Annotated in this window: 23 protein-coding genes; 5 read left to right on the forward strand and 18 right to left on the reverse strand. The window is 72.2% G+C overall.

Annotated features, from left to right (window positions below; translation table 11 throughout):
• Positions 1–42: 42 nt before the first annotated feature.
• From PV343_RS17700 to PV343_RS17750, 11 genes are all read right to left on the reverse strand, one after another.
• On the reverse strand, positions 43–447 hold the full coding sequence (locus PV343_RS17700; RefSeq protein WP_319147887.1) for a cytidine deaminase: 405 nt from the start codon (positions 445–447) through the stop codon (positions 43–45).
• Positions 444–1706: an ABC transporter permease gene (locus PV343_RS17705; protein WP_319147888.1), complete on the reverse strand. Its 1263-nt coding sequence runs from the start codon at positions 1704–1706 to the stop codon at positions 444–446. The genes PV343_RS17700 and PV343_RS17705 overlap by 4 nt, the downstream gene beginning before the upstream one ends.
• Positions 1706–2827, reverse strand: a complete 1122-nt coding sequence (locus tag PV343_RS17710) for an ABC transporter permease (protein WP_319147889.1) — start codon at positions 2825–2827, stop codon at positions 1706–1708. Before PV343_RS17710 ends, PV343_RS17705 begins: the two co-directional genes overlap by 1 nt.
• On the reverse strand, positions 2824–4497 hold the full coding sequence (locus PV343_RS17715) for an ABC transporter ATP-binding protein (protein ID WP_319147947.1): 1674 nt from the start codon (positions 4495–4497) through the stop codon (positions 2824–2826). Before PV343_RS17715 ends, PV343_RS17710 begins: the two co-directional genes overlap by 4 nt.
• 235 nt (positions 4498–4732) lie before the next feature.
• Positions 4733–5779, reverse strand: a complete 1047-nt coding sequence (locus tag PV343_RS17720) for a BMP family lipoprotein (protein WP_319147890.1) — start codon at positions 5777–5779, stop codon at positions 4733–4735.
• Between the two features lie 214 nt (positions 5780–5993).
• Positions 5994–7055 carry a BMP family lipoprotein gene (locus tag PV343_RS17725; RefSeq protein WP_319147891.1) on the reverse strand — a complete coding sequence of 354 codons (1062 nt, stop codon included), beginning with the start codon at positions 7053–7055 and terminating at the stop codon, positions 5994–5996.
• Positions 7056–7328: 273 nt separating this feature from the next.
• Positions 7329–8552, reverse strand: coding sequence for an amidohydrolase (locus tag PV343_RS17730; RefSeq protein ID WP_319147892.1), 1224 nt, complete (start codon positions 8550–8552; stop codon positions 7329–7331).
• Between the two features lie 226 nt (positions 8553–8778).
• A complete protein-coding gene (locus tag PV343_RS17735) occupies positions 8779–10092 on the reverse strand; it encodes a hypothetical protein (RefSeq protein WP_319147893.1) in 1314 nt (437 codons plus the stop codon).
• 50 nt (positions 10093–10142) lie between these two features.
• Complete coding sequence (locus PV343_RS17740; RefSeq protein WP_319147894.1) at positions 10143–11081, reverse strand: N-acetylneuraminate synthase family protein; 939 nt, start codon at positions 11079–11081, stop codon at positions 10143–10145.
• 12 nt (positions 11082–11093) lie between these two features.
• Positions 11094–12383: an N-acylneuraminate cytidylyltransferase gene (locus PV343_RS17745; protein WP_319147895.1), complete on the reverse strand. Its 1290-nt coding sequence runs from the start codon at positions 12381–12383 to the stop codon at positions 11094–11096.
• A gap of 32 nt (positions 12384–12415) precedes the next feature.
• Positions 12416–13735, reverse strand: coding sequence for a DUF6716 putative glycosyltransferase (locus tag PV343_RS17750; protein WP_319147896.1), 1320 nt, complete (start codon positions 13733–13735; stop codon positions 12416–12418).
• Positions 13736–13933: 198 nt separating this feature from the next.
• Here PV343_RS17750 and PV343_RS17755 point away from each other — a divergent pair, with 198 nt between their 5' ends.
• The 3 genes from PV343_RS17755 (at position 13934) to PV343_RS17765 (ending at position 17726) form a co-directional block, all read left to right on the forward strand.
• Positions 13934–14911 carry a glycosyltransferase family 2 protein gene (locus PV343_RS17755; protein WP_319147948.1) on the forward strand — a complete coding sequence of 326 codons (978 nt, stop codon included), beginning with the start codon at positions 13934–13936 and terminating at the stop codon, positions 14909–14911.
• Positions 14908–16242, forward strand: coding sequence for a polysialyltransferase family glycosyltransferase (locus PV343_RS17760; protein WP_319147897.1), 1335 nt, complete (start codon positions 14908–14910; stop codon positions 16240–16242). Before PV343_RS17755 ends, PV343_RS17760 begins: the two co-directional genes overlap by 4 nt.
• 242 nt (positions 16243–16484) lie before the next feature.
• Positions 16485–17726 (forward strand): acyltransferase, encoded by a 1242-nt coding sequence (locus PV343_RS17765; protein WP_319147898.1) that lies wholly within the window; start codon positions 16485–16487, stop codon positions 17724–17726.
• Between the two features lies 1 nt (position 17727).
• On the opposite strand, the gene PV343_RS17770 is transcribed toward PV343_RS17765, so the two are convergent.
• Complete coding sequence (locus PV343_RS17770; RefSeq protein ID WP_319147899.1) at positions 17728–18378, reverse strand: TetR/AcrR family transcriptional regulator C-terminal domain-containing protein; 651 nt, start codon at positions 18376–18378, stop codon at positions 17728–17730.
• Between the two features lie 66 nt (positions 18379–18444).
• On the opposite strand from PV343_RS17770, the gene PV343_RS17775 reads away from it, so the two are divergent.
• Positions 18445–19824: an FAD-dependent monooxygenase gene (locus PV343_RS17775; protein ID WP_319147949.1), complete on the forward strand. Its 1380-nt coding sequence runs from the start codon at positions 18445–18447 to the stop codon at positions 19822–19824.
• A 46-nt stretch (positions 19825–19870) separates the two neighbouring features.
• Here the strand turns inward: PV343_RS17775 and leuE are convergent, their stop codons facing one another.
• A complete protein-coding gene (gene leuE / locus PV343_RS17780) occupies positions 19871–20530 on the reverse strand; it encodes a leucine efflux protein LeuE (RefSeq protein WP_319147900.1) in 660 nt (219 codons plus the stop codon).
• Between the two features lie 47 nt (positions 20531–20577).
• Positions 20578–22158 carry a methylmalonyl-CoA mutase gene (locus tag PV343_RS17785; RefSeq protein ID WP_319147901.1) on the reverse strand — a complete coding sequence of 527 codons (1581 nt, stop codon included), beginning with the start codon at positions 22156–22158 and terminating at the stop codon, positions 20578–20580.
• 82 nt (positions 22159–22240) lie between these two features.
• On the opposite strand from PV343_RS17785, the gene PV343_RS17790 reads away from it, so the two are divergent.
• Positions 22241–23071, forward strand: a complete 831-nt coding sequence (locus tag PV343_RS17790) for a L,D-transpeptidase family protein (protein ID WP_319147902.1) — start codon at positions 22241–22243, stop codon at positions 23069–23071.
• A 272-nt stretch (positions 23072–23343) separates the two neighbouring features.
• Here PV343_RS17790 and PV343_RS17795 read toward each other — a convergent pair whose 3' ends face one another.
• The 4 genes from PV343_RS17795 to PV343_RS17810 form a co-directional block, all read right to left on the reverse strand.
• A complete protein-coding gene (locus PV343_RS17795) occupies positions 23344–24483 on the reverse strand; it encodes a hypothetical protein (RefSeq protein ID WP_319147903.1) in 1140 nt (379 codons plus the stop codon).
• Complete coding sequence (locus PV343_RS17800; protein WP_319147904.1) at positions 24483–25145, reverse strand: RNA polymerase sigma factor; 663 nt, start codon at positions 25143–25145, stop codon at positions 24483–24485. Before PV343_RS17800 ends, PV343_RS17795 begins: the two co-directional genes overlap by 1 nt.
• Positions 25146–25435: 290 nt before the next feature.
• Complete coding sequence (locus PV343_RS17805; protein WP_319147905.1) at positions 25436–26257, reverse strand: hypothetical protein; 822 nt, start codon at positions 26255–26257, stop codon at positions 25436–25438.
• Positions 26258–26359: 102 nt separating this feature from the next.
• The gene (locus PV343_RS17810) at positions 26360–26992 is read right to left on the reverse strand and encodes an RNA polymerase sigma factor (RefSeq protein ID WP_319147906.1); all 633 of its coding nucleotides are present in this window, start codon (positions 26990–26992) and stop codon (positions 26360–26362) included.
• Positions 26993–26998 lie beyond the last annotated feature (6 nt).

Genomic DNA, 26998 nt, shown 5'->3' on the forward strand with positions numbered 1-26998 from the left:
GTGCACGGCCCCCCTGAACAGGTCAGGGGGGCCGCACGGGAGTTACTTGGTGAGATGGTCCGGGCCGAAGGCCTGGGGCAGCATCTCGGAGAGCGCGAGGACGCCCGCCGGGGTGTCGAGCAGCAGCTCGGGCCCGCCGAACTCGTACAGGAGCTGGCGGCAGCGGCCGCAGGGGACGAGCAGCGCGCCCTCGCCGTCCACACAGGTGAAGTGCGTGAGGCGGCCGCCGCCCGTGCGCTGGAGCTGCGAGACGAGCCCGCACTCGGCGCACAGGCCGAGCCCGTAGGAGGCGTTCTCCACGTTGCAGCCGGTGACCGTGCGCCCGTCGTCGACCAGGGCGGCCACGCCGACCGGGTAGCCCGAGTAGGGGGCGTAGGCGTGGGACATGGCCTCCCGCGCCTCGGCCCGCAGCGCCTCCCAGTCGACGCCGGCCGGCGCGGCGGTCACTTGCCCTGTCCCTTCCGGTACGGCAGGCCGTCCGCCTTCGGCATGCGCAGCTTCTGCGCGGACAGCGACAGGACGAGCAGCGTGACGATGTACGGGGTGGCCGTCACGAGCTGCCGCGGGACCTCGTTGGTGGAGGTGTACCAGACGAACATCAGGGCCGCGACGACGACCGTGACGACGGCCGGGACGTACTTCTTGCGCCAGGCCAGGTAGCCGGCGCCGAACACCAGCAGGATCGCCACCAGCAGGATCAGCGCGTGCACGTTGGTGGTGCCGCCGCGCAGGTTGAGGCTGTCGGTGTAGCCGAACAGGCCGGCGCCGAGGGCGAGGCCGCCCGGCATCCAGTTGCCGAAGATCATCGCGGCGAGACCGATGTAGCCGCGGCCGGCCGTCTGGCCGTCGAGGTACACGTTGGACGCCACGATCGACAGGAAGGCGCCGCCGAGGCCGGCGAAGCCGCCGGAGATGATCACCGCGATGTACTTGTACTTGTACACGTTGACGCCGAGGGACTCGGCCGCCACCGGGTTCTCGCCGCAGGAGCGCAGGCGCAGGCCGAACGCGGTGCGCCACAGCACCCACCAGGTCAGCGGGACGAGCGCGACGGCGATGACGGTGAGCGGCGACAGGTCGGTGACCAGGCCGCCGAGCAGGCCGGCGATGTCGGAGACCAGGAACCAGTGCTTGCCGTTCAGCGTGTTCAGCCAGTCCGACAGGCCCGGGATGCTGAACTCGCCGAGCGAGTCGATCGGCGGGGACTGCTTGGTGGAGCCCTGCGGGGCGTCGGCGAAGGTGAACTTCGACAAGTAGCGGGTGACGCCGAGCGCCAGGATGTTCAGCGCCACACCGGAGACGATGTGGTTGACGTTGAACGTCACGGTGGCGACGGCGTGCAGGACGGCGCCGAGCGCGCCGCCGATGATGCCGAAGGCGATGCCGACCCACGGGCCCCACTGGTAGCCGGCCCAGGCACCGAACCAGGTGCCGAGGATCATCATGCCCTCGAGGCCGATGTTGACGACGCCCGCGCGCTCGGCCCACAGGCCGCCGAGGCCCGCGAGGCCGATCGGCACGGCGAGCTGCAGCGCGGTGGACATCTGCCCGACCGAGGTGATGCCGTCCGCGCCGGTGATCAGGCGGACGATCGAGGTCAGCACCAGCACGCCCGCGATGACCAGCAGGAGTACCGGGAGCGACATTCGGCGGCCGCCCTTGCCGGGCTGCTTCGCCTGCGGCTTGGCGATGGTCGCGGTGGACATCAGGCCGCCACCTCCTTCTTGGTGTTCTGAGCGGCGGCCGCGGCCAGCTCCGCGCCGACCCGCTTCTGCTGGCGGCGCAGGCCCCACTGCCGTACGGCCTCGTACGAGATGACGACCGCGAAGACGATCAGGCCCTGCATGATCGTGGCGATCTCCTTGTCGTACGCCACGGGGGTCGCGTAGTCCAGGGCGGGCGAGGCCTTGTCGAGGAAGGCCCACAGCAGGGCGGCGAGCGCGATGCCGCCGGGGTTGTTGCGGCCGAGCAGGGCGATGCCGATGGCGGTGAAGCCGAGGCCGGCGGGGAAGCTCAGGCTGTAGGTGTGGGTGTCGCCGAGCAGCAGCGGCAGACCGGCCAGGCCCGCGATGGCGCCGGAGATCAGCATGGAGACCAGCACCATGCGCTTGGCGTCGACACCGGAGGCGGCGGCGGCGGTCTCCGAGGCGCCGGTGGCGCGCAGGTCGAAGCCGAAGCGGGTGCGGTTGAGCACCACCCAGTAGCCGATGCCGAGCACGACGGCGAGGAAGACCAGGCCGTAGATCTCGCCGACGTCCGAGCCGAGGTTGATGCCGGGGAACCAGCCGGACTTCTTCATCACGCCGGTCGTCACGTTGTCGCCGACCTGCACGCCCCACACGTCGGTGAGGGTGACGTAGCCGATGACGGCGGTGGCGATCGAGTTCAACATGATCGTCGCGACGACCTCGCTGACGCCCCGGGTGACCTTCAGGACACCGGCGATGCCGGCCCAGAAGGCGCCGGTGGCCATGGCGACGATCAGCAGCAGCGGGATCTGCAGGACGCCGGGCAGGGCCACGTGCGCGCCGACGACGGCGGTCATCACCGCGGCGAGGCGGTACTGGCCGTCGACACCGATGTTGAACAGGTTCATGCGGAAGCCGAGGGCGACCGCGATGGCGGCGATGTAGTACAGCGACGCCTGGTTGATGATCAGCACCTGGATGTCCGAGTACGGCAGCTGCTGCAGCATCAGGACATAGGGCTCGATCGGGTTCTTGCCCGAGGCGAGCAGGACCACCGAGGTCAGCACGATCGCCAGGACGATCGCGATGACCGGTCCGGCCACCGCGACGAGCACCCGCTCCTTGTCGAACTTCTTCATCGGGCCTCGTCCTCCGGACCGGCGTTGTCGGCGCCCTCGGGGGCGGTCTCTTCGTGCTCCAGGTGACCGGACGCGGCACCCGTCATGGCCGTGCCGAGCTCCTCCGGCGTGATGGTGGCCGGGTCGGCGTCGGCGACCAGCCTGCCGTCGTAGATGACGCGCAGGGTGTCCGACAGGCCGATCAGCTCGTCGAGGTCGGCGGAGATCAGCAGCACGGCCAGCCCCTCGCGGCGCGCCTCACGGATGCGGTCCCAGATCTGCGCCTGGGCGCCGACGTCCACACCGCGGGTGGGGTGGGCGGCGATCAGGAACTTGGGGTCGTGGCTCATCTCGCGGCCGACGATCAGCTTCTGCTGGTTGCCGCCGGACAGGGAGGCGGCGGTGACGTCGATGCCGGGGGTGCGGACGTCGTACTCCTCGACGATCCGCCGGGTGTCGGCCTGGGCGCCCTTGGGGTTCAGCCAGAAACCCTTGGCGTTGGGCTTCTCGGTGACGTGGCCGAGGATGCGGTTCTCCCACAGCGGGGACTCCAGCAGCAGGCCCTGGCGGTGACGGTCCTCGGGGATGTAGCCGACGCCGGACTCGCGGCGCTTGCGGGTGGCCCAGGGGGTGATGTCCTCGCCGAGGAAGACGATCTGCCCCGAGTCGGCGTGCTTGGTGCCGATCAGCGCGTCGATCAGCTCGGTCTGGCCGTTGCCCTCGACACCGGCGATGCCCATGACCTCACCGGCGTGAATGGTGAAGGTGACGTCGTCGAGGACCTTCTTGACCGCGCCGGCGGGCGCGAACTCGGTGAGGCCCCCGGCGGCGGGTTCCTCCTCCGTGCCCATGGAGACGGCGCCGCGGGCGTGCACGGTGAGGTTCCTGACCTCCAGCACCGCGCTGTCGGTGACCGTGGACTCGGCGGTCTCCGGGGTGGGCAGCTCGCTGCCGACCATCAGCTCGGCGAGCTGGCGCGGGGTGGTCTCGGCCGGGACGGCGGTCCCGACGGTCGTGCCGCGCCGGATGACGGTGATGTCGTCGGCGACGGACAGCACCTCGCCCAGCTTGTGGGAGATGAAGATGACCGACAGGCCCTCGGCCTTCAGCTCGCGCAGGTTGTCGAAGAGCGCGTCGACCTCCTGCGGGACGAGCACGGCGGTCGGCTCGTCGAGGATCAGGGTGCGCGCGCCGCGGAAGAGGACCTTGAGGATCTCCACGCGCTGGCGGTCGGCCACGCCGAGGTCCTCGACCAGGGCGTCCGGACGGATGCCGAGACCGTAGCGGTCGGAGATCTCCTTGATCTTCTTGCGGGCGCCGCCGCCGATGCCGAACAGCTTCTCGCTGCCGAGCACCACGTTCTCCAGCACGGTCAGGTTGTCGGCCAGCATGAAGTGCTGGTGGACCATGCCGATGCCGCGGGCGATCGCGTCGGCCGGGCTGGAGAAGCTCACCTGCTCGCCGTCGACGGCGATGGTGCCCTCGTCCGGCTTCTGCATGCCGTAGAGGATCTTCATCAGGGTCGACTTGCCGGCGCCGTTCTCGCCGACGAGGGCGTGCACGGTGCCCTTGCGGACCGTCAGGTGGATGTCGTGGTTGGCCACCACACCGGGGAATCGCTTGGTGATGCCCGCGAGCTCTACCGCGACTGTCGACTGAGCGGTGAGCGGAGGGCTGCTGGACGCGTCGATGGCGCACTCTCCTCGGGAAAGGGGCCGCTCTACGCGCGTAGCGCCCCTGCTTTAAATAGTGCCCGGACCTGACCGGCCTTGATCAGGGACAGCCGCCCCGTGCAAGTAACCGATCCGTTCCGAGCATTCTGCCGCGCGAACGGGGTGCGGGCAGGTCATCCTCTCCGCACCCCGTTCCGTGGCCGTAACGCTGCCATTGCAGCGCTCTGTTGGCCAAGGCCCCTGACCTAGATCGTCAGGAGGTCTTCACCTTGATGCTGCCGTCCTTGATGCCGGCCTCGGCCTTCTTGATCGCGGCCTGCATGTCGGCGTTGCCCTTGAAGGTCGGGTTGGAGTCGGCCAGGCCGACACCGCCGTTGTCCAGGGAGCCGCGGATCTCGCCGGCGAGCGGCTTCTTGTCCTTGATGACGGACTTGGACAGGTCGTAGACCGCGCCCTCGACGTTCTTCAGCGCCGAGGTCAGGATGTAGTCCTTGTACTTGCCCAGCGCCTGCTGGTTGTACTGGTCGGAGTCGACGCCGATCGCCCACACCTTGTGCTCGGCGGCGGACTTGATGACGCCCTGGCCGGAGAGGCCGGCGGCGGCGTACAGCACGTCGGCGCCCGCGTCGATCTGGCCGTTGGCGGCGTTCTCGCCCTTGTCCGGGCTGGAGAAGCCACCCTCCTGGGCGGTCTGGGTCAGGTACTGCGACTCGACCTTGATCTTCGGGTTGACCGACTTGGCACCCTGGATGTAGCCGGCCTCGAACTTGTGGATCAGCGGGACGTCCACGCCGCCGATGAAGCCGATGTGGTTCTTCTTGGTCGCCTTGGCGGCCGCGACACCGGCGAGGTACGAGGACTGCTCCTCGTGGAAGACCATGTCGGCGACGTTCTTCGCCTGGGTCTGGTTGTCGTCGATGATGCCGAAGGTGACCTTCGGGAACTTCGCCGCGGCCTCCTTCACGGCGCCCGCGTAGGCGAAGCCGACACCGATGACCGGGTTGTACCCGGCCTTGGCCAGGGTCTCCAGACGCTGGGTCTTGTCCGCGTCCGTCTCGTTGTCCTGGGGCTCGACGTCCCGGGCGCCGACGCCGAAGTCCTTCTCGGCCTTCTGCAGGCCCGCGTAGGCGGCGTCGTTGAAGGACTGGTCACCCTTGCCGCCGACGTCGTACGCCAGGCCGATGCCCTTGGACTTGCCCTCGGTGGAGGACGACGAGGAAGAGCTGCCACAGGCAGAGACGGTGACGGCCAGCGCTGCGGTCGCAACGCCTGCAATCGTGATACGGGACACCCGGCGCATGGAACGAGACTCCTTTGTGCAAGCGCCCAAACCAGGCGCTGGTTCCGCCGCAGCGTAACGCGCGTAGACCTGTCGGAAAACCCCCAATGTCCGGTCCGTTATCGAGCTGTGGCCACAGTCACTGCCCAAGGTTACGGACAGCAGTACGCCCCTTGCGGGAGGCAAGGGGCGTACCGGGAGGACGGCGCCGGGCGGGCGCCCGAGCGGGGTCAGATCACTTGGTGTTCACGGTGATCTTGCCGCTGACGATGTCCTGCTTGGCCTTGTCCACGGCAGCGGCCACACCGGGCAGCGCCTTGTACTTCGGGTTGGAGTCGGCGAAGCCCACCCCGCCGGACTTCAGGTCGCCGCGGACCTCGCCGCTGAGCGGCTTGCCGTCGTAGACCGACTTGGCCAGGTCGTAGACCGCGCCGCCGACGTTCTTCAGGGCCGAGCCGAGGATGTAGTCCTTGTACTTGGCCAGCGCGCTCTGCTGGTACTGGTCGGAGTCGACGCCGACGGCCCACACCTTGTGCTCGGCGGCGGACTTGATCACGCCCTGGCCGGAGAGGCCGGCCGCGTGGTAGATCACGTCGGCGCCCGCGTCGATCTGGCCGTTGGCCGCGTTCTCGCCCTTGTCCGGGCTGGAGAAGCCGCCCTCGGCCGGGGTCTGGGTCAGGTACTGCGACTCGATCTTGATCTTCGGGTCGACCGCCTTGGCGCCCTGGTCGAAGCCGGCCTCGAACTTGTGGATCAGCGGGATGTCCACGCCGCCGATGAAGCCGATGTGGTGCTTCTTGGTGGCCTTGGCCGCGGCCACGCCCGCCAGGTACGAGGCCTGCTCCTCGTGGAAGACCATGTCGGCGACGTTCTTCGCCTGGATGGTGTTGTCGTCGATGATGCCGAAGGTGACCTTCGGGTACTTCGTGGCGACCTGCTTGACGGCCGGCGCGTAGGCGAAGCCGACACCGATGACCGGGTTGTAACCGGCCTTGGCCAGGGTCTCCAGGCGCTGGATCTTGTCCGCGTCGGACTCGTTGGCCTGCGGCTCGATGTCCCGGCCGCCGATCTTGAACTCGTCCTGGGCCTTCTTGAAGCCGGCGTAGGCGGCGTCGTTGAAGGACTGGTCGCCCTTGCCGCCGATGTCGTAGGCGAGGCCGATGCCCTTGCCGGAGTACTTGCCGTCCTTGGAGGACGAGGTGGCGGAGTCGGTGCTGGACTTGCCGCACCCGGCGGCCGCGAGGGCGACGACCGTGACGGCCACCGCAGCTTGGGAGAACCTCGTTCTCCGGGACATCTTCCGAGAGAGCAGACGCACAGCAAGCACTCCTTCATCCCCACGGCGCCGTCACGGGCCGCTGTCCCCAATGTGCCGCCAGTGGTGGCGATTCGGCGCACAGTAACGCGCGTAGAAGGGGAGGGGAACGGTGTTCCTCCCGGCCGTTATCGATTCGTGCCGACTCCGGGCCGGAGTCGGCCGCCGCGGGTTACAGCGGGGTGACACGCAGGGACGAAGGGCACCTGACGGCACCCCGTCGCCCCGCGCTCCGCCGTGGCGGAGGCCGTCCCGCTACGGGGCCTCCAGCATCGCGGCGGCCGTGAACAGCTCCACACCGACCGTGATCGCGTTCTCGTCGGCGTCGAAGTCGCCCTGGTGCAGATCGCGCCCCACGCGGTCGCCGGGAACGCGGACGCCGAGGCGGGCCATGGCGCCGGGCACGTTCTCCAGGTACCAGGAGAAGTCCTCGCCACCCAGGCTCTGCGCGGTGCTCTCCACCGAGCGCATCCCGCGCCGGGCGACCATGGCCCGGCGCAGCAGTTCGGTGGACTCCCGGTCGTTGACGACCGGGGGCACGCCCCGGACGTAGTTGATCTCCGACTTGGCCCGGTGCAGGGTGGCGACCTCGTCGATGGCCGCGTGCACGATGTCGGGAGCCTCGCGCCACGCGTCGAGGTCCAGGCAGCGGATGGTGCCGGACAGCTCGGCGTGCTGCGGGACGACGTTCGGGGCATGGCCCGACTCGATCCGCCCCCAGGTCAGGGCGAGGCCGGCCCGGGTGTCGACGCGCCGGGCGACGATCGCGGGCACGTCGACGGCGACCCGGGCGACCGCGGTGACCAGGTCGGTGGTGAGGTGCGGGCGGGCGGTGTGGCCGCCGGGGCCGTCGAGGGCGACCTCGAGGCGGTCGCAGGCGCTGGTGATCGGCCCGTGCCGCAGCCCGATCCGGCCGGCGTCGACCTTGGGGTCGCAGTGCACGGCGAGGATCCGGCCGACGTCGTCGAGCGCGCCGTCGCCGATGGCGCCGAGCGCGCCGCCGGGCAGCACCTCCTCGGCGGGCTGGAAGACCAGCCGCACCGGGCGCGACAGCAGCCCCTTGGCGTGCAGGTCGGCGAGGACGAGCCCGGCACCGAGCACCACCGTGGTGTGCACGTCGTGGCCGCAGGCGTGGGCGCGGTCGGGCACGGTGGACCGGTACGGGCAGTCCGCCTTGGTGTCCGGGATGGGCAGGGCGTCGATGTCGGCCCGCAGGGCGAGCATCGGCACGGAGGGGCGGGTGCCCTCCGGGAGCCCGATGTCACAGAGGAGGCCGGTTCCGGTGGCCAGGACGCGGGGGCGCAGCCCGGCCTGCTCCAGCCGCTCCTTGATCGCGGCGGTGGTGCGGAACTCCTGGTTTCCCAGTTCGGGGTGCATGTGCAAGTCGCGTCGGAACGCGACCAGTTCGGCGTGCAGGGACTCGCTGAGCACGCCGGGGAGCACGTCCCCGGGGATTTCGGCCTCGGACTCTCGGGACATCACTTGGTTCACCCTCTGAAGGGTAGGACGCCCGGGCGGTCAACTGACCCTCGATCAACAAAAGTTCAACCTGTTAGGGGAAGAAAATCTGACCGTCGGACGCATGGCGGCATACTTCGATGGGTAAAACCACTGTTTCCTCTTCCACGCATACCATGCCTACCCCGGTTCCCGCTCGACGTGTCCACCGTCCGGACCCGACTTCCTGAGGTCCGGCCGGGCGGTCTCATGCCAGGGCCACCGCCGCCAGCCGGTGGACGTCCCGCGCCGTGTCCGTGACGCCCGACAGGAAGCCCTGGGCCCGCGGGGAGGCGTTCTCGGTGAGCCAGCCCGGGTCGATGTCGCAGACCGCGACGCGGACGCCGGTGCCGGCCAGGGCGAGGGGCAGCGTGTGCACGACGGTGGAGGGAAAGCTGAGGATCGTGCGGCCGATGGGGCCGCGGCGGGCGATCAGCTCCAGGGGGAGGTCCGGGCGGACGATCTCCAGGCCCGTCTCGGCGGCCAGCCGGTGCAGCTTGGCGGTGTTCTCGCGGCGGTGCGCGAAGTAGCGGGTGGCGCCGTGCGCCTTGGCCAGGTCGCGGACGGCCTCCAGATAGCGGTCGCCGTCCACCACCCCGGTCTCCACCAGGGAGGTGCCGACCATGTCGGCACCCTTGGTGATGCGGGGCGGGCCGAAGCGGGCCCGGGTCCAGGCGAAGTCGTTGGCGGTGACCGTGACCCCTTCGGGGGTCTCCGTCACCGGCATGGAGGAGAACACCTCGACCCGGCGGCGGCCGCTCGGGGTGAGGCGGCGGCGGGCCGAGGAGGAGACGGGGGCGAAGAGCAGGTCGCGGGGGCCGGGGCGGCCGCCCTTGCGGTGCCAGCGCACCAGCCGCTCGCCGCGGGCGAGCTGGGCGACGAACTCCATGGTCGCGGTGCCGTCGTCCACGACCACCAGGTCGCGGGCGCGGGTGATGGTGAGCAGGAGCTGCACGTAGCGGGAGAAGGGGTCGCCCATGACGATCCGGTCGGCCCGGCGCAGCGGGCCGGCCAGGCCGCCGATGGTGTGGAAGGGCGCGGTCGTGCCGCCCCGCGCCTCCTCCCAGCGCACCCGGTACCCCTCGTCCCGGGCCAGGTCGGCCATCCGGCGCAGCTGACCCCGGGTCATGGGGTCGGTCGGCGCCAGCACGACGACGGTCAGCTCCGCGTCCTCCCCCGGCAGCCCGCCCCCACCGGCCGTGCGCCGGACCTGCGGGGGCACGACGGGCGCGGGCGGGGCGGTGCCCGCGAGGCCGGACGGGACGACCGAGTCCGCACCCCCGGCACCGGACGGGACGACCGAGGCCGCCGCTCCCGGACCGGACGGGTCCGCCGGATCCGCGCCCGCCCCGCCGGACGGGGCGGCCGGAGCCGCACCCCGGGGCCCGGACGGGGCCGCGTCGTGCAGGTCGTGCAGGCCCTGCAGGTGTGCCCACTCCAGTACGTTCAGCAGCTGTACCGGGCTCTCCACGAAGGCGAGCGTGCGGGCGGGGTGGCCGGCGTGACCGGCGCGGGGGCTCATCGGCGTGCGACCGTCCCGTCGTAAGGGCATCCGTCAGGCGATCAGGGCGCTCAGACCGCGACCGGCTCGCCCGCGGCCGCAGCGATCTCCGCCTCGGCGACGACACCGCTGACGCGGCGCAGCTTCTTCATCGGGCCGAGCTCGGAGTCGTAGACCTTCTTGACGCCGTCACCGAGGGAGGCCTCGATCGTGCGGATGTCGCGCACCAGGCGCGTGAGGCCCTGCGGCTCCACGGAGGCGGCCTGGTCGGAGCCCCACATGGCGCGGTCGAGGGTGATGTGGCGCTCGACGAAGGTGGCGCCGAGGGCGACCGCGGCGAGCGTGGTCTGCAGGCCGGTCTCGTGGCCGGAGTAGCCGATCGGGACGTTCGGGAACTCCTTCTCCAGCGTGTTGATCACGCGGAGGTTCAGCTCCTCGGCCTTGGCCGGGTAGGTCGAGGTGGCGTGGCACATGAGGATGTTGTCCGAGCCGAGCACCTCGACCGCGTGGCGGATCTGCTTCGGGGTGGACATGCCGGTGGAGAGGATGACCGAGCGGCCGGTGCCGCGCAGGGCGCGCAGCAGCTCGTCGTCGGTCAGGGAGGCGGAGGCCACCTTGTGGGCGGGGACGTCGAACTTCTCCAGGAAGGCGACGGCCTCGGTGTCCCACGGGGAGGCGAACCAGTCGATCCCCTTCTCCTTGCAGTACGCGTCGATCTGGCGGTACTCGTCCTCGCCGAACTCCACCCGGTGGCGGTAGTCGATGTAGGTCATCCGGCCCCAGGGGGTGTCGCGCTCGATGTCCCACTGGTCGCGCGGGGTGCAGATCTCCGGGGTGCGCTTCTGGAACTTCACGGCGTCGCAGCCGGCCTCGGCGGCCACGTCGATCAGCTTGAACGCGTTCTCCAGCTCACCGTTGTGGTTGATGCCGATCTCGCCGCAGATGTAGACGGGACGGCCGGGGCCGACCTCGCGCGAACCGAACGTGCGCAGACGGGAGTTGGTGCTCATCAGGGGATGTCCTTACTTGGGGAGGGAATCGAGAGAGGGGCCGAGGATCCAGCTGGCGATCTCTCGGATCGCGCCGTCACCGCCGGGGAGGGTGGTGACCGCGCGTGCGGCGCCGCGTACGACGTCGTGGGCGCTTCCGACCGCCACGGGCCAGCCGACGAGGGCGAAGCACGGGAGGTCGTTGACGTCGTTGCCGACGTAGAGCACGCGCTCCGGCGCGATGCCCTGCTCCTCGCACCACTGCTTGAGGGCGAGGTCCTTGCGGTCGATGCCGTGCAGCACCGGGAGCTTCAGCTTCCGGGCGCGGGCGGCGACCACCGGGTTCTGTTCCGTGGACAGGATCAGCATCTTCAGGCCGCTCCGGCGGAGGGCCGCGATACCGAGTCCGTCGCCGCGGTGCACGGAGACGAACTCCCGTCCGTCGGAGTCGATCAGCACCCGGTCGTCGGTCTGGGTGCCGTCGAAGTCGAGGACTACGGCGTCGATGTCGTCGTAGGTGGGGAGCGAACCGGGGCGGTCCGCGTCGAAGAGGGGCGCGAGGGCGCGCGCCCGTGCCAGGTCGTGCGGGTCGTCGATCTCCAGCACCCGGGCCGGGTCGGTGCGGACCGGCTCGGTGCGGCCGAAGAAGCGGTGCCGGTGCTCTCGGAAGCCGGCCGCGTCCATCGCGTAGGCGGCGCCGGTCTCCAGCAGGTCCTGCGGGCGGTCCTGGCGGCGGGGGCGGAAGGACTTGTCGTGGTTGACGCCGTAGCCGCCGGCCGGCGCGGCTGCGGTGCCGGACGCGCTCACCGGGCGGCCCGCGTCCGCCGCGGGGCGCGCCGGGAGCTCGTCGGCCGCGTCGCGCCAGACGAAGCCGTGGAACGGCGCGACCGTGAGCGCGGTGTCCGCGCCGTGCTCGATCACCGCGGAGGCGACCCCGTCTATGTCCTCGCGCAGGAGGAACGGACTGGTGCACTGCACCAGCAGCACCGCGTGGACGGCGGTGCCGTGCAGGGCCTCGTGGACGTCCATGGCGTGCAGGACGGCGGCCTCGGAGGTGGCGGTGTCGCCGGCGATGGCGGCGGGGCGCAGCACTACCTCGGCGCCGGCCTGCCGGGCGGCGGCGGCGATGGCCGGGTCGTCGGTGGAGACGACCACGTCGGTCACCAGCCGGGCGGCGCGGCACTCGCGGATCGCGCGGGCCACCAGCGGGACACCGCCGACGGGGGCGAGATTCTTGGCGGGGACGCCCTTGGAGCCGCCGCGTGCCGGGATCACCGCGAGCACGCGGCGCACCGAGGGCGCGTCGTGGTCGGCGTCGGTCATGTGGTCCAGTCCTTGCCGTGGGATCCGGTCGCTCACAGCTCTCCCATTCGTCGGATCACGGGGGCCACGCGCTGCACGCCGTGGCGGTAGGCGCCGCGCGCGGCCCGGCGCACGATCTGGCGGACGGGTCCTGGCTGCTTGTCGGCGGCGGGTGCGCCGGGCAGCGGGGCGCCGTCGGGGCCGAGGTGGTGGCGGGCGAGGATGCCGGGCAGGTAGCCGGGCGCGGTCTCGGGTGTGTAGTAGGGGTTCAGCGGCGGCAGGCCGCCCGGCCGGTCCAGCAGCCGGGCGATGCGGGCGCGGGCCGCGTCGAAGGCGGTGGCGTACGAGCCCTCCCCGCCGGGCGCGACGCCCTGCCGGGCCACCCAGGTTCCGTCCGGCGCGGGGCGGTGCCCGGCGTCGAGCTGGTCCCAGGAGGCGAGGCACCCGGAGCCGGTGAAGTGGTGGTTGCCGAGCACCTCGCGCACCCCCAGGTCGGTCAGGACGACCGTCGGGATGCGGCGGTGCAGGGCTTCGAGAGCGGCCGTGGAGCTGACCGTGACCAGCAGGTCGGTGTGGTCCAGCACCTCGCCCATGTGGCCGTACACCAGGCGGAGGTTGGCGGGCAGCTCCCTGCCCTGGACCAGCTTCTGGTAGGGAAGTTCCTCGATGTGGGTGGTGTGCTCGCCGGGCCGGGAGCGCAGCTTCAGCAGCACCTCGCGCTCGGGGTGCCTGCGGGCGTGCTGGATCAGCCGGTCCAGCAGGTAGGTGCGGTCCTTGCGGCTGTCCGGAACGGAGGGCTGGGCGGCGAACACGACGGTGTAGGGGTCGTGTTCGCCGGTGTACGGCTCCCCGCCGAGGAACGGCAGCGCGACCTCGGTGACGGCCGTGGCGTCGGCGCCCACACCCTCGTACACGGCGCGGAAACGCTCCGCGTCGGCGCGGGAGTTGGCGAGGACGAGGTCGGCGCCGTGCCGCAGCAGCAGTCCGTCGGCGAGCTTCTCGTAGACGACGCCGACGTAGCCGGTGACGACGACGGGACGCCGGCCCGAGCCGCCCCACACGTTCCGCAGCCCGTGCAGCATCGCCTGCACCCCGCCGCCGACCAGCGCGAGGACGAGCACGTCGTAGGACTCCTCGGCCATGACGCGCAGGAACTCGGCGCCGGTGACCTCGCGGAGCGAGTCCGGCTGGACGCCGACTTCCGTCAACTGGCGGGCGGTGGGGGTGGCTCGGCCCCGCAGGAGGTAGCCGTCGAGCCGGAGACCGTCGCCCGTGGGAGTGACGCGCTGCGCGGTGAGCGCGCCCCACTTCCACCGGGTGTCGGAATCCGCGAGGACGGCGATCCGCAGGGACTTCGTTGCACTGGCTGGCACGCCGAAGACGCTAGGAAGGCATTCCGAGGTTCCGCCCAACCTGAATGCAACAAACGGTTAACAGCACATCGCCGAATGGCGAATCGGCTCGTGATCGCGCCGGAAAAAGACCCGGTTCACAGCTTCGCCACGCGTCGTTCACCTGGCATCAAGGAAGGCGTCAAGACACATGACGGGCTTCCGCCTAACGTCCCTGACGTGGTCAAGCTCTCCGTCATCGTGCCGTTCTACAACGTGCAGCAATACGCGCCCGACACCCTGAGGAGTCTCCGTGCGAACGCGCGTGAGGATTTCGAATTCATTCTCGTCGACGACTGTTCGCGCGACGGGACACCGGAGATCCTCGCGCGCGCGGAGCGCGAGCTGCCGGGCGCCGTCCTCGTCCGCCACGAGCGGAACGGGGGGCTGGCGACCGCCCGCAACACCGGGATCGACCGGGCGCGCGGCCAGTACCTGACGTTCCTGGACGGCGACGACTGGCTCGCCGCCGGCTACTACCCGCGGCTGGTCGCGGCCATGGACGAGCTGGGCTGCGACTTCCTGCGCACCGACCACGTGCAGTGCACGGCACGGGCCAGGACCGTGCACCGGGTGCCGGTCGGCCGGCGGAACACGGTGCTCGACCCCCGCGCGGCGATCCTGCCCGCCGACCGGTCCACCTCCGTGGACTACGCCTACGCCTGGGCGGGGATCTACCACCGCCGCCTGGTGGACCGGGGCCTGCTGCACTTCACGGACGGGCTGCGCACGGCCGAGGACCGGCCGTGGATCTGGAAACTGCACCGGGAGGCGGAATCCTTCGCCGCGGTGAGCCTGCTCGGTGTGTTCTACCGGCGCGGAGTCGCCTCCTCACTCACCCAGATCGGCGATGTCCGGCAACTCGATTTCATTCGCGCGTTCGACCAGGTCATCGCGGAAACCGCCGAGGACCCGGAAGCCGGGGCGCTTCTGCCGAAGGCCGTGCGCACGTATTGCGCCATCATTTCCCATCACCTGGGATCCATCGAAAGGTTCGAGCCGGCGGTGGCGAAGAAACTGAAATCCCTGAGCGCCGCGGCCCTGCGACGCATGCCGCAGGACGTGCTGGACGAGGCGCTGGACTCCATGGACCTCCAGCGCGCCACCCGGTTGCGCCGGCTGCGCCGCCGGCCCGCCCCCGCGGGGGTCGCCGCGTGACCACCCAGATCTTCCAGGCGTCGACGCTGTACGGCACGGCCACGCTCGCCGCCGCCCTGGACTCCGGCTGCTTCCGCCCCGCCGACCGCCGGATCCTGCTGGTCTGCAACAACGCGGCCACCCCCGAGACCACGCCCGGTCTGGAGGTGATGCCCGGCTTCGAGCGGCTGCGCGACCGGTTCGACGACGTGCTGTCGTACAACGAGGCGATCTTCCCCTTCCACCCCGGCGGCTGGGCGCCCCGCCCCGAGGACCTGCCGCTGTGGGAGCGGTACTTGCGGCACGAGTGGCGACTGGGCGACGACGACGTCGAACTGGCCGTCGAGTCGATCCAGGTCAACCCCTCGCTCGCGCTCGCCCAGATCTTCACGGGCGCCCCGGTCACCGTCTACGCCGACGGCCTGATGAGCTACGGGCCCACCCGGAACAAGATCGACCCGCTGGTCGGCACCCGGGTGGACCGGGTGCTCCACCTCGACCTGGTGCCGGGACTCGAACCGCTGCTGCTCACCGAGTTCGGCGTCCCGGGGGAGATCGTGCCCACCCCGGCCTTCACCAAGGTGCTGGCCGCACTCGCCCCCCTCGGCGACGGCCTGCCCGCGGCGGAGGAGCCCGCGCTGCTGCTCGGCCAGTACCTGTCCGCGCTGGACATCCTCACCGCCGAACAGGAGGAGGACCTGCACGTACGGATGCTCAAGGGGGCCGTGCGGCTCGGGCACCGCCAGGTGGTGTTCAAACCGCACCCCACCGCGCCGGCCCGCTTCACCCGCACCCTGGAGCAGGAGGCCGAGAAGCTCGGGGTGGACCTGACCGTCCTCGACACCCCGGTCCTCGCCGAGGTGCTGTACCAGCGGATGCGTCCGGCGCTGGTCGTCGGCTGCTTCTCCACCGCCCTGCTCACCGCCTCCGCGCTGTACGGCCTGCCCGTCGCCCGGGTCGGCACCGATCTGCTGCTGGAGCGGCTGACACCGTTCGAGAACAGCAACCGGATCCCGGTCACCGTGGTGGACGCGCTGCTGCCGGAGCTGGGCGACGAGGCCGCGGTCACCGCCCAGCGCCGGGGCACGGACGTCGAGGCGCTCGGCGCGCTGGTGCGTGCCGTCGGCTTCGCGATGCAGCCCAAGATCCTGCCCGGGCTGCGCGCGGAGACCGAGCGGTACCTCGCGGCCAACCTCGACCAGCGGACCCTGCGCTACTTCAAGCGCAAGCGCCTGACCTCGCTCGCGCTGCCGGGCGGGGTGCCCGCGCAGCTCTCCTTCATCCCGCGCAACGCCACGGTCCGCCGGATGGCCCGCAAGGCGCGCGGTCTGCGCCGGGTCGTGCGCCGCTGACCTCACCCCTTCCCCCACCCCTTCGGAGGGCGGGTCCGGCACGGGCCGCCCTCCGCCGCGTTCACCAGCCCAGCACCGTCCGGATCCGGGCGGCGTTCTCCCGCGTGACCTTCCACGGCGCTCGGCGCCCAGGAGGAAGTACGCCGTCTTCGGGAAACGGACTGGTCGACGGTCCGACCCTTCGCCGCGCCGTTCGATTTCGTTCACCCATACGTCTTTTTCCCGGGTAGTGGCCGGGCACCATGTCTGCTTCCTCTCCCGCCCTCGCCACCGGTCCGGCGTCCGCCGCGCCGGATCCGGCCGCCGCCCCCGCCGCCCGCGCCACCGAGCCCGGCCCCACCGAGCCCGGCCCCGCCGGCCCGGCCGCTCCCAGCCCGCGCCGGGGCCGGCTGCTCGCCCTGGACGGCCTGCGGCTGGTGGCCGCCCTGATGGTCTGCCTCTACCACTACGCCGGGCGCGGCGGCACGGTGTCGGCCTCCTGGCACCAGTCGCCCGCGCGCCTCTTCCCGTCCCTGTCCCAGGTGGCCGCGTACGGCTGTCTGGGCGTCCAGTTCTTCTTCGTCATCAGCGGTTTCGTCATCTGCATGAGCGGCTGGGGCCGCACGCTCGGCGACTTCGCCCGCTCCCGCATCGCCCGTCTCTACCCCGCCTACTGGGTCGCCCTGGTCCTGGTCACCGGCGCCGCGCTCGCCCTGCCCGCCGTCGTGCACGCGGTCCGCCCGGACGAGTTCCTGGTCAACCTGACGATGCTTCAGCAGCCCATGGGCGCGCCGCGCGTGCTGGGCGTGTGCTGGACGCTGTGGGTGGAGGTCCGCTTCTACGCGCTGTTCGCCCTGTTCGTCGTCGCGCGCGGGGTCACCTACCGCCGGGTGGTGCTCTTCGCTTGCGTATGGACGCTGGCCGCGGCGATGTGCCGCACCTCGGGCAGCGAGTTGGTCAACCAGCTCGTCATGCCGGAGTACGCCCCGTTCTTCGTCGGCGGGCTCGCCCTCTACCTGATCCACCGCTTCGGCGGCGACCTGCTGCTGTGGGGCATCGTGGCCGCTTCCTGGCTGCTCGGGCAGAGCACCGCCACCCGCGGGCTGTGGCACCCGGGCGCGCACGGGGACCTCGTGCGCGACCCGCTGGTCATCCTGCTGGTCGTCACCCTGGCCTTCGCCGCCGTGGCGGCCGTTGCGCTCGGCTGGACCGGCCGGGCGGACTGGCCCTGGCTGGCCACGGCCGGCGCGCTGACCTACCCGTTCTACCTGGTCCACGAGCACCTGGGCTGGTTCGTCATCCGGGTGCTGCACCGGGGCCTGGGTCTGCCCGCGTGGCCCACGCTGGGGGCGACGGTGCTGGGCATGCTGCTGCTCGCGTATCTGATGCACCGGTTCGTGGAGAAACCATTCGGCCCGCGCCTGAGGAAGGCGCTGAAGAATTCCCGTACACCGGGAATTCAGGCCAGGTTCACCCTGGCGAAAGACGGAAAGCGGAACGGGTGAATCAGGTGATTCCGTAGCGCGCCTGGATACCGGCGACCACCAGCGCGAGACCCTCCTCGAACTGCTGGTCCCAGTCGTCGAAAAGCACCTTTCCGGCCTCGGCCGCGAGCGGGAACTCGGCCAGCCGCCGGGCGCGCTCCTCGATGCCGTACCCCTCCCGGCGCTCCCCCGGGAGGGGCCGCACGCCCTGCTCCTCGGTGACGAACCCGATGGTGAACAGGGTGGCGGTGCGGGCCGCGTTGACCGCCTGGGGCAGGGTGAGCCCGGCCGCCGTCAGGACGCGCAGGTGCGCCTCCAGCTCGCGCCCGTGGTCCGTGCCCGTGAAGCGTGAGCCACTGAAGACCTTGGCGCCGTCGCGGTAGCCGAGCAGGGCGGCGCGCAGCCCGCGGTTGACCGCGAGCAGCCGCTCCCGCCAGGTGTCCGCGGGATCGAGCGCCGCCCCCGCGACCATCCGCCGGTACATCTGCGTAGCCATCTCGTCGAGCAGCGCCTGCTTGTCCTTGAAGTGCCAGTACAGCGCGGGCGCCTTGACGTCCAGCTCCTTGGCGATGGCGCGCAGGGTCAGGCCGTCCAGGCCGACCTCGTTCAGCAGCCGCAGGGCCGTGTCCGCGACCCGCGCGCGGTCCAGCGGGGTGCGTCGTTCCGTACTCACGCTTGACAGCTTAACAGCGTTAAGGGCAGCCTTGCGGTCGGCGGCACTTAACATCGTTAAGGAGAAATCATGCGTGATGTCCTGATCGTGGGAGCCGGTCCCACCGGCCTGGCCCTCGGCGTCGACCTGGCCAGGCGCGGGGTGGACGCACTGGTCGTGGAGCGGGCGGCGGAGCTGTTCCCCGGCTCGCGCGGCAAGGGGATCCAGCCGCGCACCCAGGAGGTCTTCGACGACCTCGGTGTGCTGGACGCGCTCCGCGCCGCGGGCGGCCCCTACCCGGTGCGAATGGTCTGGAAGAACGGCGAACGGGTCGGCGAGCAGCCGATGTTCGACCCCGCGCCCGCCGCCGAGGGCGCGCCGTACACCGAGCCGTTGCTGGTCCCGCAGTGGCGCACCCAGGAGATCCTGCACGCGCGGCTGCGGGAACTGGGCGGACGGGTCGCCTTCGGGCGCGAGGTGACCGGTCTCGCACAGGACCCCGACGGCGTCGAGGTGCGGTTCGCCGACGGCACGGCGGCCCGGGCCCGGTACGTGGTCGCGGCGGACGGCGGACGCTCCGCGGTGCGGCGGGCGGTGGGCGTCGGCATGACCGGGGAGAGCGTCGACCCCAGCCCGTTCGTGGTGGCGGACGTCCGGGTGCGGGGTCTCGACCGGGAGCACTGGCACGCCTTCCCGGGGGCCGACGGCACCGGCGTCATGCTGTGCCCGCTCGCCGGCACGGAGGACTTCCAGCTGTCCGGGAAGCTGCCGGAGGGCACCGAGCCCGAACTGACCCTCGACGGCGTCCGCACGCTGGTCGCGGCGTACACGCACCTCGACGCGGACGACGTCACCGAGCTGCGCTGGGCCTCGGACTTCCGGCCGCGCGCGGCGCTCGCGGACCGCTTCCGGGCGGGCCGGGTCTTCCTCGCGGGCGACGCGGCGCACGTGCACTCGCCGGCGGGCGGGCAGGGGCTCAACACCAGCGTTCAGGACGCCTACAACCTGGGCTGGAAGCTGGCCGCGGTGCTGCGCGACGGGGCGCCCGGTGCGCTGCTGGACACCTACGAGGAGGAGCGCCGTCCGAACGCGGCGGCCATGCTGGGGCTGTCGACGGGCGTGCACCGCGGGCAGGTGCGCCGGGGCGCGGCGACGGTGCAGCTCGGGCTCGGGTATCCGGAGTCGTCGCTGAGCGAGGAGCGGCGTGCCGCTCCGGCCGGGGTACGGGCCGGCGACCGGGCGCCGGACGGCGTGGTGGACGGCGTCCGGTTGTTCGACGCCTTCAGGGGCCCGCACTGGACGCTGCTGGGCGCGACGACGACCGCAGCGGGGGTGCACTCACTCCCGGCCGCCCCCGCCTCGTACGGCCCCGGGGTCTTCCTGATCCGCCCCGACGGCTACGTCGCCTGGGCGGGCGACACGGAGTCCGGCCTGGACGAGTACCTCACCCGGGCCGGGCTCCGCTGAAGCCCCGAACGACGGGCGCCGCCGTCAGGACAACCGCCCCCCAGGGTCACGTGCCGGCCAGCGAGAGCTTCACCGCGAAGCCCAGGAACAGGGCGCCCGCCGCCGAGGTGGCCGTCGCCGACAGGCGCTTGCGGCGGCGGAAGGCGGCGGCGAGGCGGGTGCCGCCGAAGATCAGGGCGCTCAGGTACAGGACGCTGGCGAGCTGCGCGAAGGCACCGAGGACGACGAAGGACAGGGCCGGATGGGCGTACCCCGGGTCCACGAACTGAACAAAGAAAGCGACGAAGAACAGGATCGCCTTGGGGTTGAAGAGGCTGACCACGAAGGCCCGGCGCAGCGGCCGCTCGGCGGCGGGCGCCATGTCCTGCGCGCTCGCCTCGCTCTCCAGCACCCGCTCCCGCCGCGTCCGCCACATCTCCCGGGCGGCCCGCAGCATCCCGATCGCCAGCCAGGTCAGATAGCCGGCACCGGCGTACTTCACGATGCCGAACAGCACCGCGTTGGCCTGGAGCAGGGAGGCGACCCCGGCGGCGGACAGCGTCATCAGCACGGTGTCGCCGCACCAGACGCCGGCGGCGGCCGTGTAGCCGGCCCGGACCCCGCGCCGGGCGGCCACGGACAGCACGTAGAGGGAGTTGGGACCGGGCAGCAGGACGATCAGGACGAGACCGGCCAGATAGGTGGGGAGATCGATGACGCCGAACATGGCAAGGAGTGTCGCACGGGAGTCCGACGGCGCCCACGGCACATTGCTCAGAAGACGTCGGACGGCACGTACGCCCCCCACACCTCGCGGAGCGCCCCGCACACCTCCCCCACGGTCGCGCGCGCCCGCAGCGCCTCCTTCATCGGATAGAGGACGTTGTCCTCCCCCTCGGCCGCCTTCTTCAGGGCGTCCAGCGCGGTGTCCACCGCCCCCTGGTCCCGTTCGGCCCGCAGCCGGGCCAGCCGCTCCGCCTGCCGGGCCTCGATCGCGGGGTCGACCCGCAGCGGCTCGTAGGGCTCCTCCTCCGCCAGCCCGAAGCGGTTGACGCCGACGACCACCCGCTCGGCCGCGTCCGTCTCCAGCGCGATGCGGTACGCGTTCCGCTCGATCTCCGCCTTCTGGAAACCGCGCTCGATCGCCGCCTCCGCGCCGCCGAGGTCCTCGACCTTGCCCATCAGCTCCAGGGCGGCCGCCTCGACATCGTCCGTCATCCGCTCCACCGCGTAGGAACCCGCGAACGGGTCCACCGTCGCCGGCACGTCCGTCTCGTACGCCAGCACCTGCTGGGTGCGCAGCGCCAGCCGCGCGCTCTTGTCCGTCGGCAGCGCGATGGCCTCGTCGAAGGAGTTGGTGTGCAGGGACTGGGTGCCGCCGAGCACGGCGGCGAGCGCCTGGACGGCGACCCGGACGAGGTTCACCTCCGGCTGCTGGGCCGTCAGCTGCACGCCCGCCGTCTGGGTGTGGAAGCGCAGCATCCAGGACTTGGGGTTCTTCGCGCCGAAGTCCTCGCGCATCACGCGCGCCCAGATCCTGCGCGCCGCGCGGAACTTGGCGACCTCCTCCAGCAGCGTCGTGCGCGCCACGAAGAAGAAGGACAGGCGGGGGGCGAAGGCGTCCACGTCCATGCCGGCCGCCACCGCCGTGCGGACGTACTCGATGCCGTCGGCGAGCGTGAAGGCGATCTCCTGCGCGGGGGACGCGCCCGCCTCCGCCATGTGGTAACCGGAGATCGAGATGGTGTTCCACTTCGGGATCTCGGCGGTGCAGTACTTGAAGATGTCGGCGGTGAGCCGCAGGGAGGGCTTGGGCGGGAAGATGTACGTGCCCCGCGCGATGTACTCCTTGAGGACGTCGTTCTGCACGGTGCCGGTCAGCCGGTCCGCCGGTACGCCCTGCTCCTCCGCGACGAGCTGGTAGAGCAGGAGCAGCAGCGCGGCCGGGGCGTTGATCGTCATCGAGGTGGACACCCGGTCCAGCGGGATGCCGTCGAACAGCACCCGCATGTCCTCGATCGAGTCGATCGCCACGCCCACCTTGCCGACCTCGCCGTGCGCGAGGGGGGCGTCGGAGTCGTGGCCCATCTGGGTGGGCAGGTCGAAGGCCACGGACAGCCCGGTGGTGCCGTGCGCGATGAGCTGCCGGTAGCGGGCGTTGGACTCCGCGGCGGTGCCGAAGCCGGCGTACTGGCGCATGGTCCAGGGGCGGCTGGTGTACATCGTCGGGTACACCCCGCGGGTGTAGGGGTACGCGCCCGGCTCGCCCAGCTTCTCCTCCGGGTCCCAGCCGGTCAGGTCGCCCGGTCCGTAGACCGGCCCGATCGGCAGCCCCGACTCCGACTCACGCGCCATGGATGCCTCCGGAAGTACGGTTTGTCACCTCCTCACCATGCCCCGTAGTTCGGCGGCGGTCACGCGGGGAAGCATCCCCGGCATGAGGATCCCGGGCAGACCCGCCGTCGTACTCGTCTCGGTCGCCGCCCTCGCCGCGCTCAGCGGCTGCACCGTGCGGCCCCCGGACGGGGACGGCAAGCAGCGCTCGCCGGTGCACGTCCTGCTGCCCTCCGGCACGGCCCCCGCTCCCGCCGGGACGCGCGCGCACCGGCCGACGGCACGGCCCGCCCGGCCCGCGGGCCGGGTGCTGTGGTCGCGCGGGGACAGCGGCACGGGGGTGCGCGAGCTGCAGGCCCGGCTCCGCCAGGTCGACTGGCTGTTCGACGGGCCGACCGGCAGCTACGACGACCTGACCGAGCGGGCCGTCGCCGGCTTCCAGGGCAAGCGCGGGCTGCCCCGTACGGGCGAGCTGGACACGGCCACCTGGCGGCGGCTGCTGGCCATGACGCACCGGCCGGGCCGGTGGGAGCTGTACCTGATGGGTGGTCAGCCGGCCGACCCGCCCGACCCGCGCTGCCTGACCGGCCGGGTGCTGTGCATCAGCAAGACCAGCCGGACGCTGCGCTGGATGGTCGACGGGCGCACGGTCGAGACGATGGCGGTCCGCTTCGGCGCCTTGTACAGCCCGACGCGCGAGGGTGTGTTCCGCGTCTACTGGAAGTCACGGCACCACGTGTCGACGCTCTACCACTCCCCCATGCCGTACGCGATGTTCTTCAGCGGGGGCCAGGCGGTGCACTACTCCTACGACTTCGCGGCACGCGGGTACGCGGGCGGTTCGCACGGATGCGTCAACGTGCGCGACGAGGCGGCGATCTCGGAGCTGTTCGCCCAGGTGAGGGTCGGCGACAAGGTCGTCGTCCACTGGTGAGGAACGCGAAGGACGCGAAGGACGCGAGAAAGGTGAGGGATGCGGGGCGCGGGCGGGACCGGGGGAACGTGTCCCGCCCGCGCCAGGTGCACGAGCCGTGGGTACGGGGGGAACCCCGGCTCAGTGCGACGGCCGATGACCAGTCGGCTCACTCTTTACTGCGTCGCGGTCGCCGGAAACGTCACACCCCTCGGGAAAAAAGTTTTCGGGACGGTTAGAAGTGCAGGTCAGGGTCGTGATTTGAGGTCCGGGCGGTCGCCACGGACGGAGGGTCAGAGAGCGCTGTAGGACGCGCTGGGCGAGGGGGCGGGCGGGTGCGAACGCCGCCCCGGGGTCACGGGCACGAAGGCGGAGGGAGCGGGAGAGACGACGCTCCCCCGGTGACGGCCGCCGTGACCGCCCCGGTCACGGCCGTGACCCCGGCCCGGGTGACCGTCGTCGTCACCCTGCCCGTTGCCGTCGCCGTTTCCGTCTCCTTTGCCGCTCCCGTCCCCTTTGCCGTTCCCGTCCCCTTTGCCGTTCCCGTCGCCCTTGCCGCCGCCGGTGTCGCCGCCCTGGCCCTTGTCGTCACCGGCGGAGCCGTTCTGCTCGGCGAGGACGGCCCGGCAGTACCGGGTGACCCGCACGGGCCCGCCCGCCAGGTTCTCCAGGGCCCGCCTGCGGTCGCTGCCCAGCTCCTTGCCGTCACGCAGGTCGCGGCAGGCCGCTGCGGCCTCCCGCCACCAGCTGCCGGAGGTGCCGGACGGGTCGCCGGAACGGGGCGTCGCCTGCCCACCGGCGCCCCGGCCGGGCCCGGCGGCCGTGCCCGAGGGGCTGCCGCCGGGGGGCGCGGCGGAGCTGCCGTCGGGCGTGCCCGGCACGAGGCCCAGCGGCGGCCGCGTCGAGGACGTCGCGGTCGGGCGGTCCGAGGACTGCGCGGTGGAGACGGAGGTGACTGGTCCCGGGTGCTCGTCGCGGAACGGATTGGGCAGCACACCGCCGCCGGCGGCCATGGCGACCCCGCCGAGGGTGCCCGCGGCCACCACGGCGGCGAGCGCGAAGCGCACCGGACGGGCCCAGGCCGGGCGCCGGGAGCGGGTTCCGCTACGGGCCGGGCGGCCGATCCGGACGAGGCCGGCGTCCGCGTCGCGCGCGCCCGTGCCGGAGCCCGCGCCGGTGCCCGCGGCGCCGAACGCGGCGGCGGCCCGCTCGGCCTCGGCCTCCTCGCGGACCTTGCGGAACGCGGCCAGCGCACCCTGCTCACCGGGGAGTTCACCGGTCGCGGGGGCCGCGCCGGCGGAGAGCGCGCCCAGTGCCTCGGCGAGCCTGCGGGCCTGGTCAGGGGTGGAGCTGTCGACGGCTTCCAGCGACTCACCGCGCAGCAGACGTTCCGCCATGTCACCGGTAAGCCACTTGTACTGCTCGTCGGCCATCACATGTCCTTCTGCGTCCGCGCACGTGTATGCGTCACAGTGGCGGACGTCACCGCGCGACGGCGCGGTTCTCGCTGGGGCGGGAGGGCGTCGAGGCCGCTTCCCGATTCCGGATCGTCGCCGAGCAGCTCTGCCAGCCGCTTCAGGCCACGGTGCGCCGCGGTGCGCACGGCCCCCGCGCGCTTGCCGAGCGTCTCGGCCGCGGACTTGGCGTCGAGGCCCACCACCACGCGGAGCACGACCGCCTCGGCCTGGTCCTGCGGGAGCCGCGCGATGAGCGACAGGGTGCTGTCGGTGGTCAGGGCCTCGATGGCCTCGCCGGCCGTGTCGGACTCGGCGGCCCAGCCGGTCAGTTCCGTCTCGTCGCCGCCTATCGCCGGGCGGCGGCCGCGCATGCGTATGTGGTCCAGGGCGCGGTTGCGGGCGATCCGGGCGGCCCAGCCGCGGAACCGGTCCGCGTCGCCGCTGAACCGTTCGAGGTCCCGGGCTATCTGGAGCCACGCCTCGGAGGCCACGTCCTCGGCGTCCGGGTCGCCGACCAGCGTGCGTACATATCCGAGCAGCCTCGGGTGCACCGCGCGGTACACCGTACGGAACGCGGTCTCGTCCCCGTTCTGTGCCGCACGCACCGCGGCGGTCAGCTCCGCGTCGTCCCCCAGCACCGCACTCCCTTTACGCCTGTGTTCGGTCCGGCGCGAAAGGCACGTTACGGCGTGAAACCGCTCCTCGTCCATGTCTGTAGAAGATGCAACTAACTCGTGACTCAGTGTGGGACGACAGGGTGTGACAGAAAACGCACTCATGGCGCTGAAGGAAGTACGGGCCGCCGAGCGGTCCGCGAGCGCGACGGCCGGGGCCTCTCCTGTGGGGGGTGGCGGCCCCGGCCGTTGCCCCGGCCCCAGAACCGCGGCCCGCTTCGCGCTCCGTCACCCCCGGCGGGGGGTGCCCGGACTCACTTCCTCGCGTCGGCCTTGCCGTTCCCACCGCTGTTGGCGTTGTCGCCGCCGATGCTCCCGCCGTTGCCGCTCCCGCCGGTGCTGCCGTTGCCGGTGCTGCCGTTGCTGCTGCCGCTGTTTGCGGCGTTGCCGCTGTTGTCGCCGCTGTGCGGGGCGTTGCCCTTGCCCGCTCCGGGCGTGCCCGCCTGCGCGAGTCGTCCGGCGCAGTAGGCGGAGACGTTCGCCTCGCCGCCGGCGGCCGTGACCAGCCGCTGCCAGGCCGTCGACGCGAGCGTCTTGCCGTGGCCCTTGACGTGCTCGTAGGCGCGGCAGTGCGCCAGGGTGTCCTTGGCGGTGGCCGGGTGGTCCCGGTGTGCCGACGGCGTTGCCGACGCGGGGGCGTGCGGCGCCGCGCCGGGCCGCTGCGAGGCGCCGGCCGAGGGACGGGCCGGGTGCCGGTCACCGCCGTGCTCGCCGGACCCGGCGGAGCCGATCGCCGCGAAGGCGACGCCGCCCATCGTCAGGCTCGCGACGAGCACGGAGAGCGCCGCCTTCGGCGAGAGCCGTCGGAACCGCCGCGTCCGGGGCCGCCAGTCGTCCCGGCGCCGGGTCCTGGTCCGGTGCGCGCCGGAGTCCCGGGCGATGCGGAACGCGGCCACGGCACGCTCCTCGGCTCCGGCCCCGGCGTCGGCGGCGTCGGGGCGCAGCGCGGCGGCGAAGCGGGCCTCGAACTCGGCGCCGGCGGTCGCGTCGCCGGGTGGGACCGGTCCGTCGACGAGGCCGGCCGGGTGCGCGTGCCGGCGCCGGGGCGGCCCGTCGCCGCTGTGCCGTTCACCCATGTCCGTTCCCGTTCCTGGTCCGTCCGGCCCGGCCGCGCGGATCCGCCGGGCGCCTCGCTCCACTGGTTCTCGTGGAGGTATACGGCCGGTGGCCGTCGCCGTTCATTTCGACTCCCCCAGCGTCCGGGGGCCGTCATCCGTCACACCCGCGTCCGCGGCGTCCCGGGCGCCCAGTTGGCGGGCGAGCCGTTTCAGGCCCCGGTAGGCGGCCGTGCGCACCGCGCCGGGGCGCTTGCCGAGCACCCGGGCGACGGCGGGGCCGTCGAGGCCCACGACCACCCGCAGCAGGACCGCCTCGGCCTGGTCGCGGGGCAGTCCGCGCAGCAGGGCCAGGGCGCGCTCGGTCGACAGGGACTCCAGCGCCTGCTCGTACGTGCTGTGCGGGCCCGGCAGTTCCAGTACGTCCTGTTCGAGCGCCGTCCCCCTGGGCCGTACCCGCTGTCGGCGCAGGTGGTCCAGGGCCCGGTGGCGGGCGATGGTCGCGGTCCAGCCTCGGAAGCCGGCGCCGTCGCCCTTGAACCGGCCGAGGTCGCGGGCTATCTCCAGCCAGGCGTCGGAGGCCACGTCCTCCGCGTCCTCGCCGACGAGCCCGCGCAGATAGCCGAGCAGGCCCGGCTGCACGATCCGGTAGGCCACCGCGAAAGCGCTCTCGTCACCGTCCTGGGCCCGCGCGACGGCCGCGCCCAGCTCCCCGTCGCGCGCCTGCTGGCGACGGGGCTCTCGTCCCTGGCCCAAGAACCG

Source organism: Streptomyces sp. WI03-4A, assembly GCF_033792105.1.
GTDB classification, from domain to species: Bacteria; Actinomycetota; Actinomycetes; order Streptomycetales; family Streptomycetaceae; genus Streptomyces; species Streptomyces collinus_A.

What these genes read in the sequence shown, in the direction of transcription:
- PV343_RS17705 (WP_319147888.1), bottom strand. Translation starts at nt 1,706, where the DNA reads ATGTCCACCGCGACCATCGCCAAGCCGCAGGCGAAGCAGCCCGGCAAG.
- PV343_RS17710 (WP_319147889.1), bottom strand. Translation starts at nt 2,827, where the DNA reads ATGAAGAAGTTCGACAAGGAGCGGGTGCTCGTCGCGGTGGCCGGACCG.
- PV343_RS17720 (WP_319147890.1), bottom strand. Translation starts at nt 5,779, where the DNA reads ATGCGCCGGGTGTCCCGTATCACGATTGCAGGCGTTGCGACCGCAGCG.
- PV343_RS17725 (WP_319147891.1), bottom strand. Translation starts at nt 7,055, where the DNA reads ATGTCCCGGAGAACGAGGTTCTCCCAAGCTGCGGTGGCCGTCACGGTC.
- PV343_RS17730 (WP_319147892.1), bottom strand. Translation starts at nt 8,552, where the DNA reads ATGTCCCGAGAGTCCGAGGCCGAAATCCCCGGGGACGTGCTCCCCGGC.
- PV343_RS17735 (WP_319147893.1), bottom strand. Translation starts at nt 10,092, where the DNA reads ATGAGCCCCCGCGCCGGTCACGCCGGCCACCCCGCCCGCACGCTCGCC.
- PV343_RS17740 (WP_319147894.1), bottom strand. Translation starts at nt 11,081, where the DNA reads ATGAGCACCAACTCCCGTCTGCGCACGTTCGGTTCGCGCGAGGTCGGC.
- PV343_RS17745 (WP_319147895.1), bottom strand. Translation starts at nt 12,383, where the DNA reads ATGACCGACGCCGACCACGACGCGCCCTCGGTGCGCCGCGTGCTCGCG.
- PV343_RS17765 (WP_319147898.1), top strand. Translation starts at nt 16,485, where the DNA reads ATGTCTGCTTCCTCTCCCGCCCTCGCCACCGGTCCGGCGTCCGCCGCG.
- leuE (WP_319147900.1), bottom strand. Translation starts at nt 20,530, where the DNA reads ATGTTCGGCGTCATCGATCTCCCCACCTATCTGGCCGGTCTCGTCCTG.
- PV343_RS17785 (WP_319147901.1), bottom strand. Translation starts at nt 22,158, where the DNA reads ATGGCGCGTGAGTCGGAGTCGGGGCTGCCGATCGGGCCGGTCTACGGA.
- PV343_RS17790 (WP_319147902.1), top strand. Translation starts at nt 22,241, where the DNA reads ATGAGGATCCCGGGCAGACCCGCCGTCGTACTCGTCTCGGTCGCCGCC.
- PV343_RS17795 (WP_319147903.1), bottom strand. Translation starts at nt 24,483, where the DNA reads ATGGCCGACGAGCAGTACAAGTGGCTTACCGGTGACATGGCGGAACGT.
- PV343_RS17805 (WP_319147905.1), bottom strand. Translation starts at nt 26,257, where the DNA reads ATGGGTGAACGGCACAGCGGCGACGGGCCGCCCCGGCGCCGGCACGCG.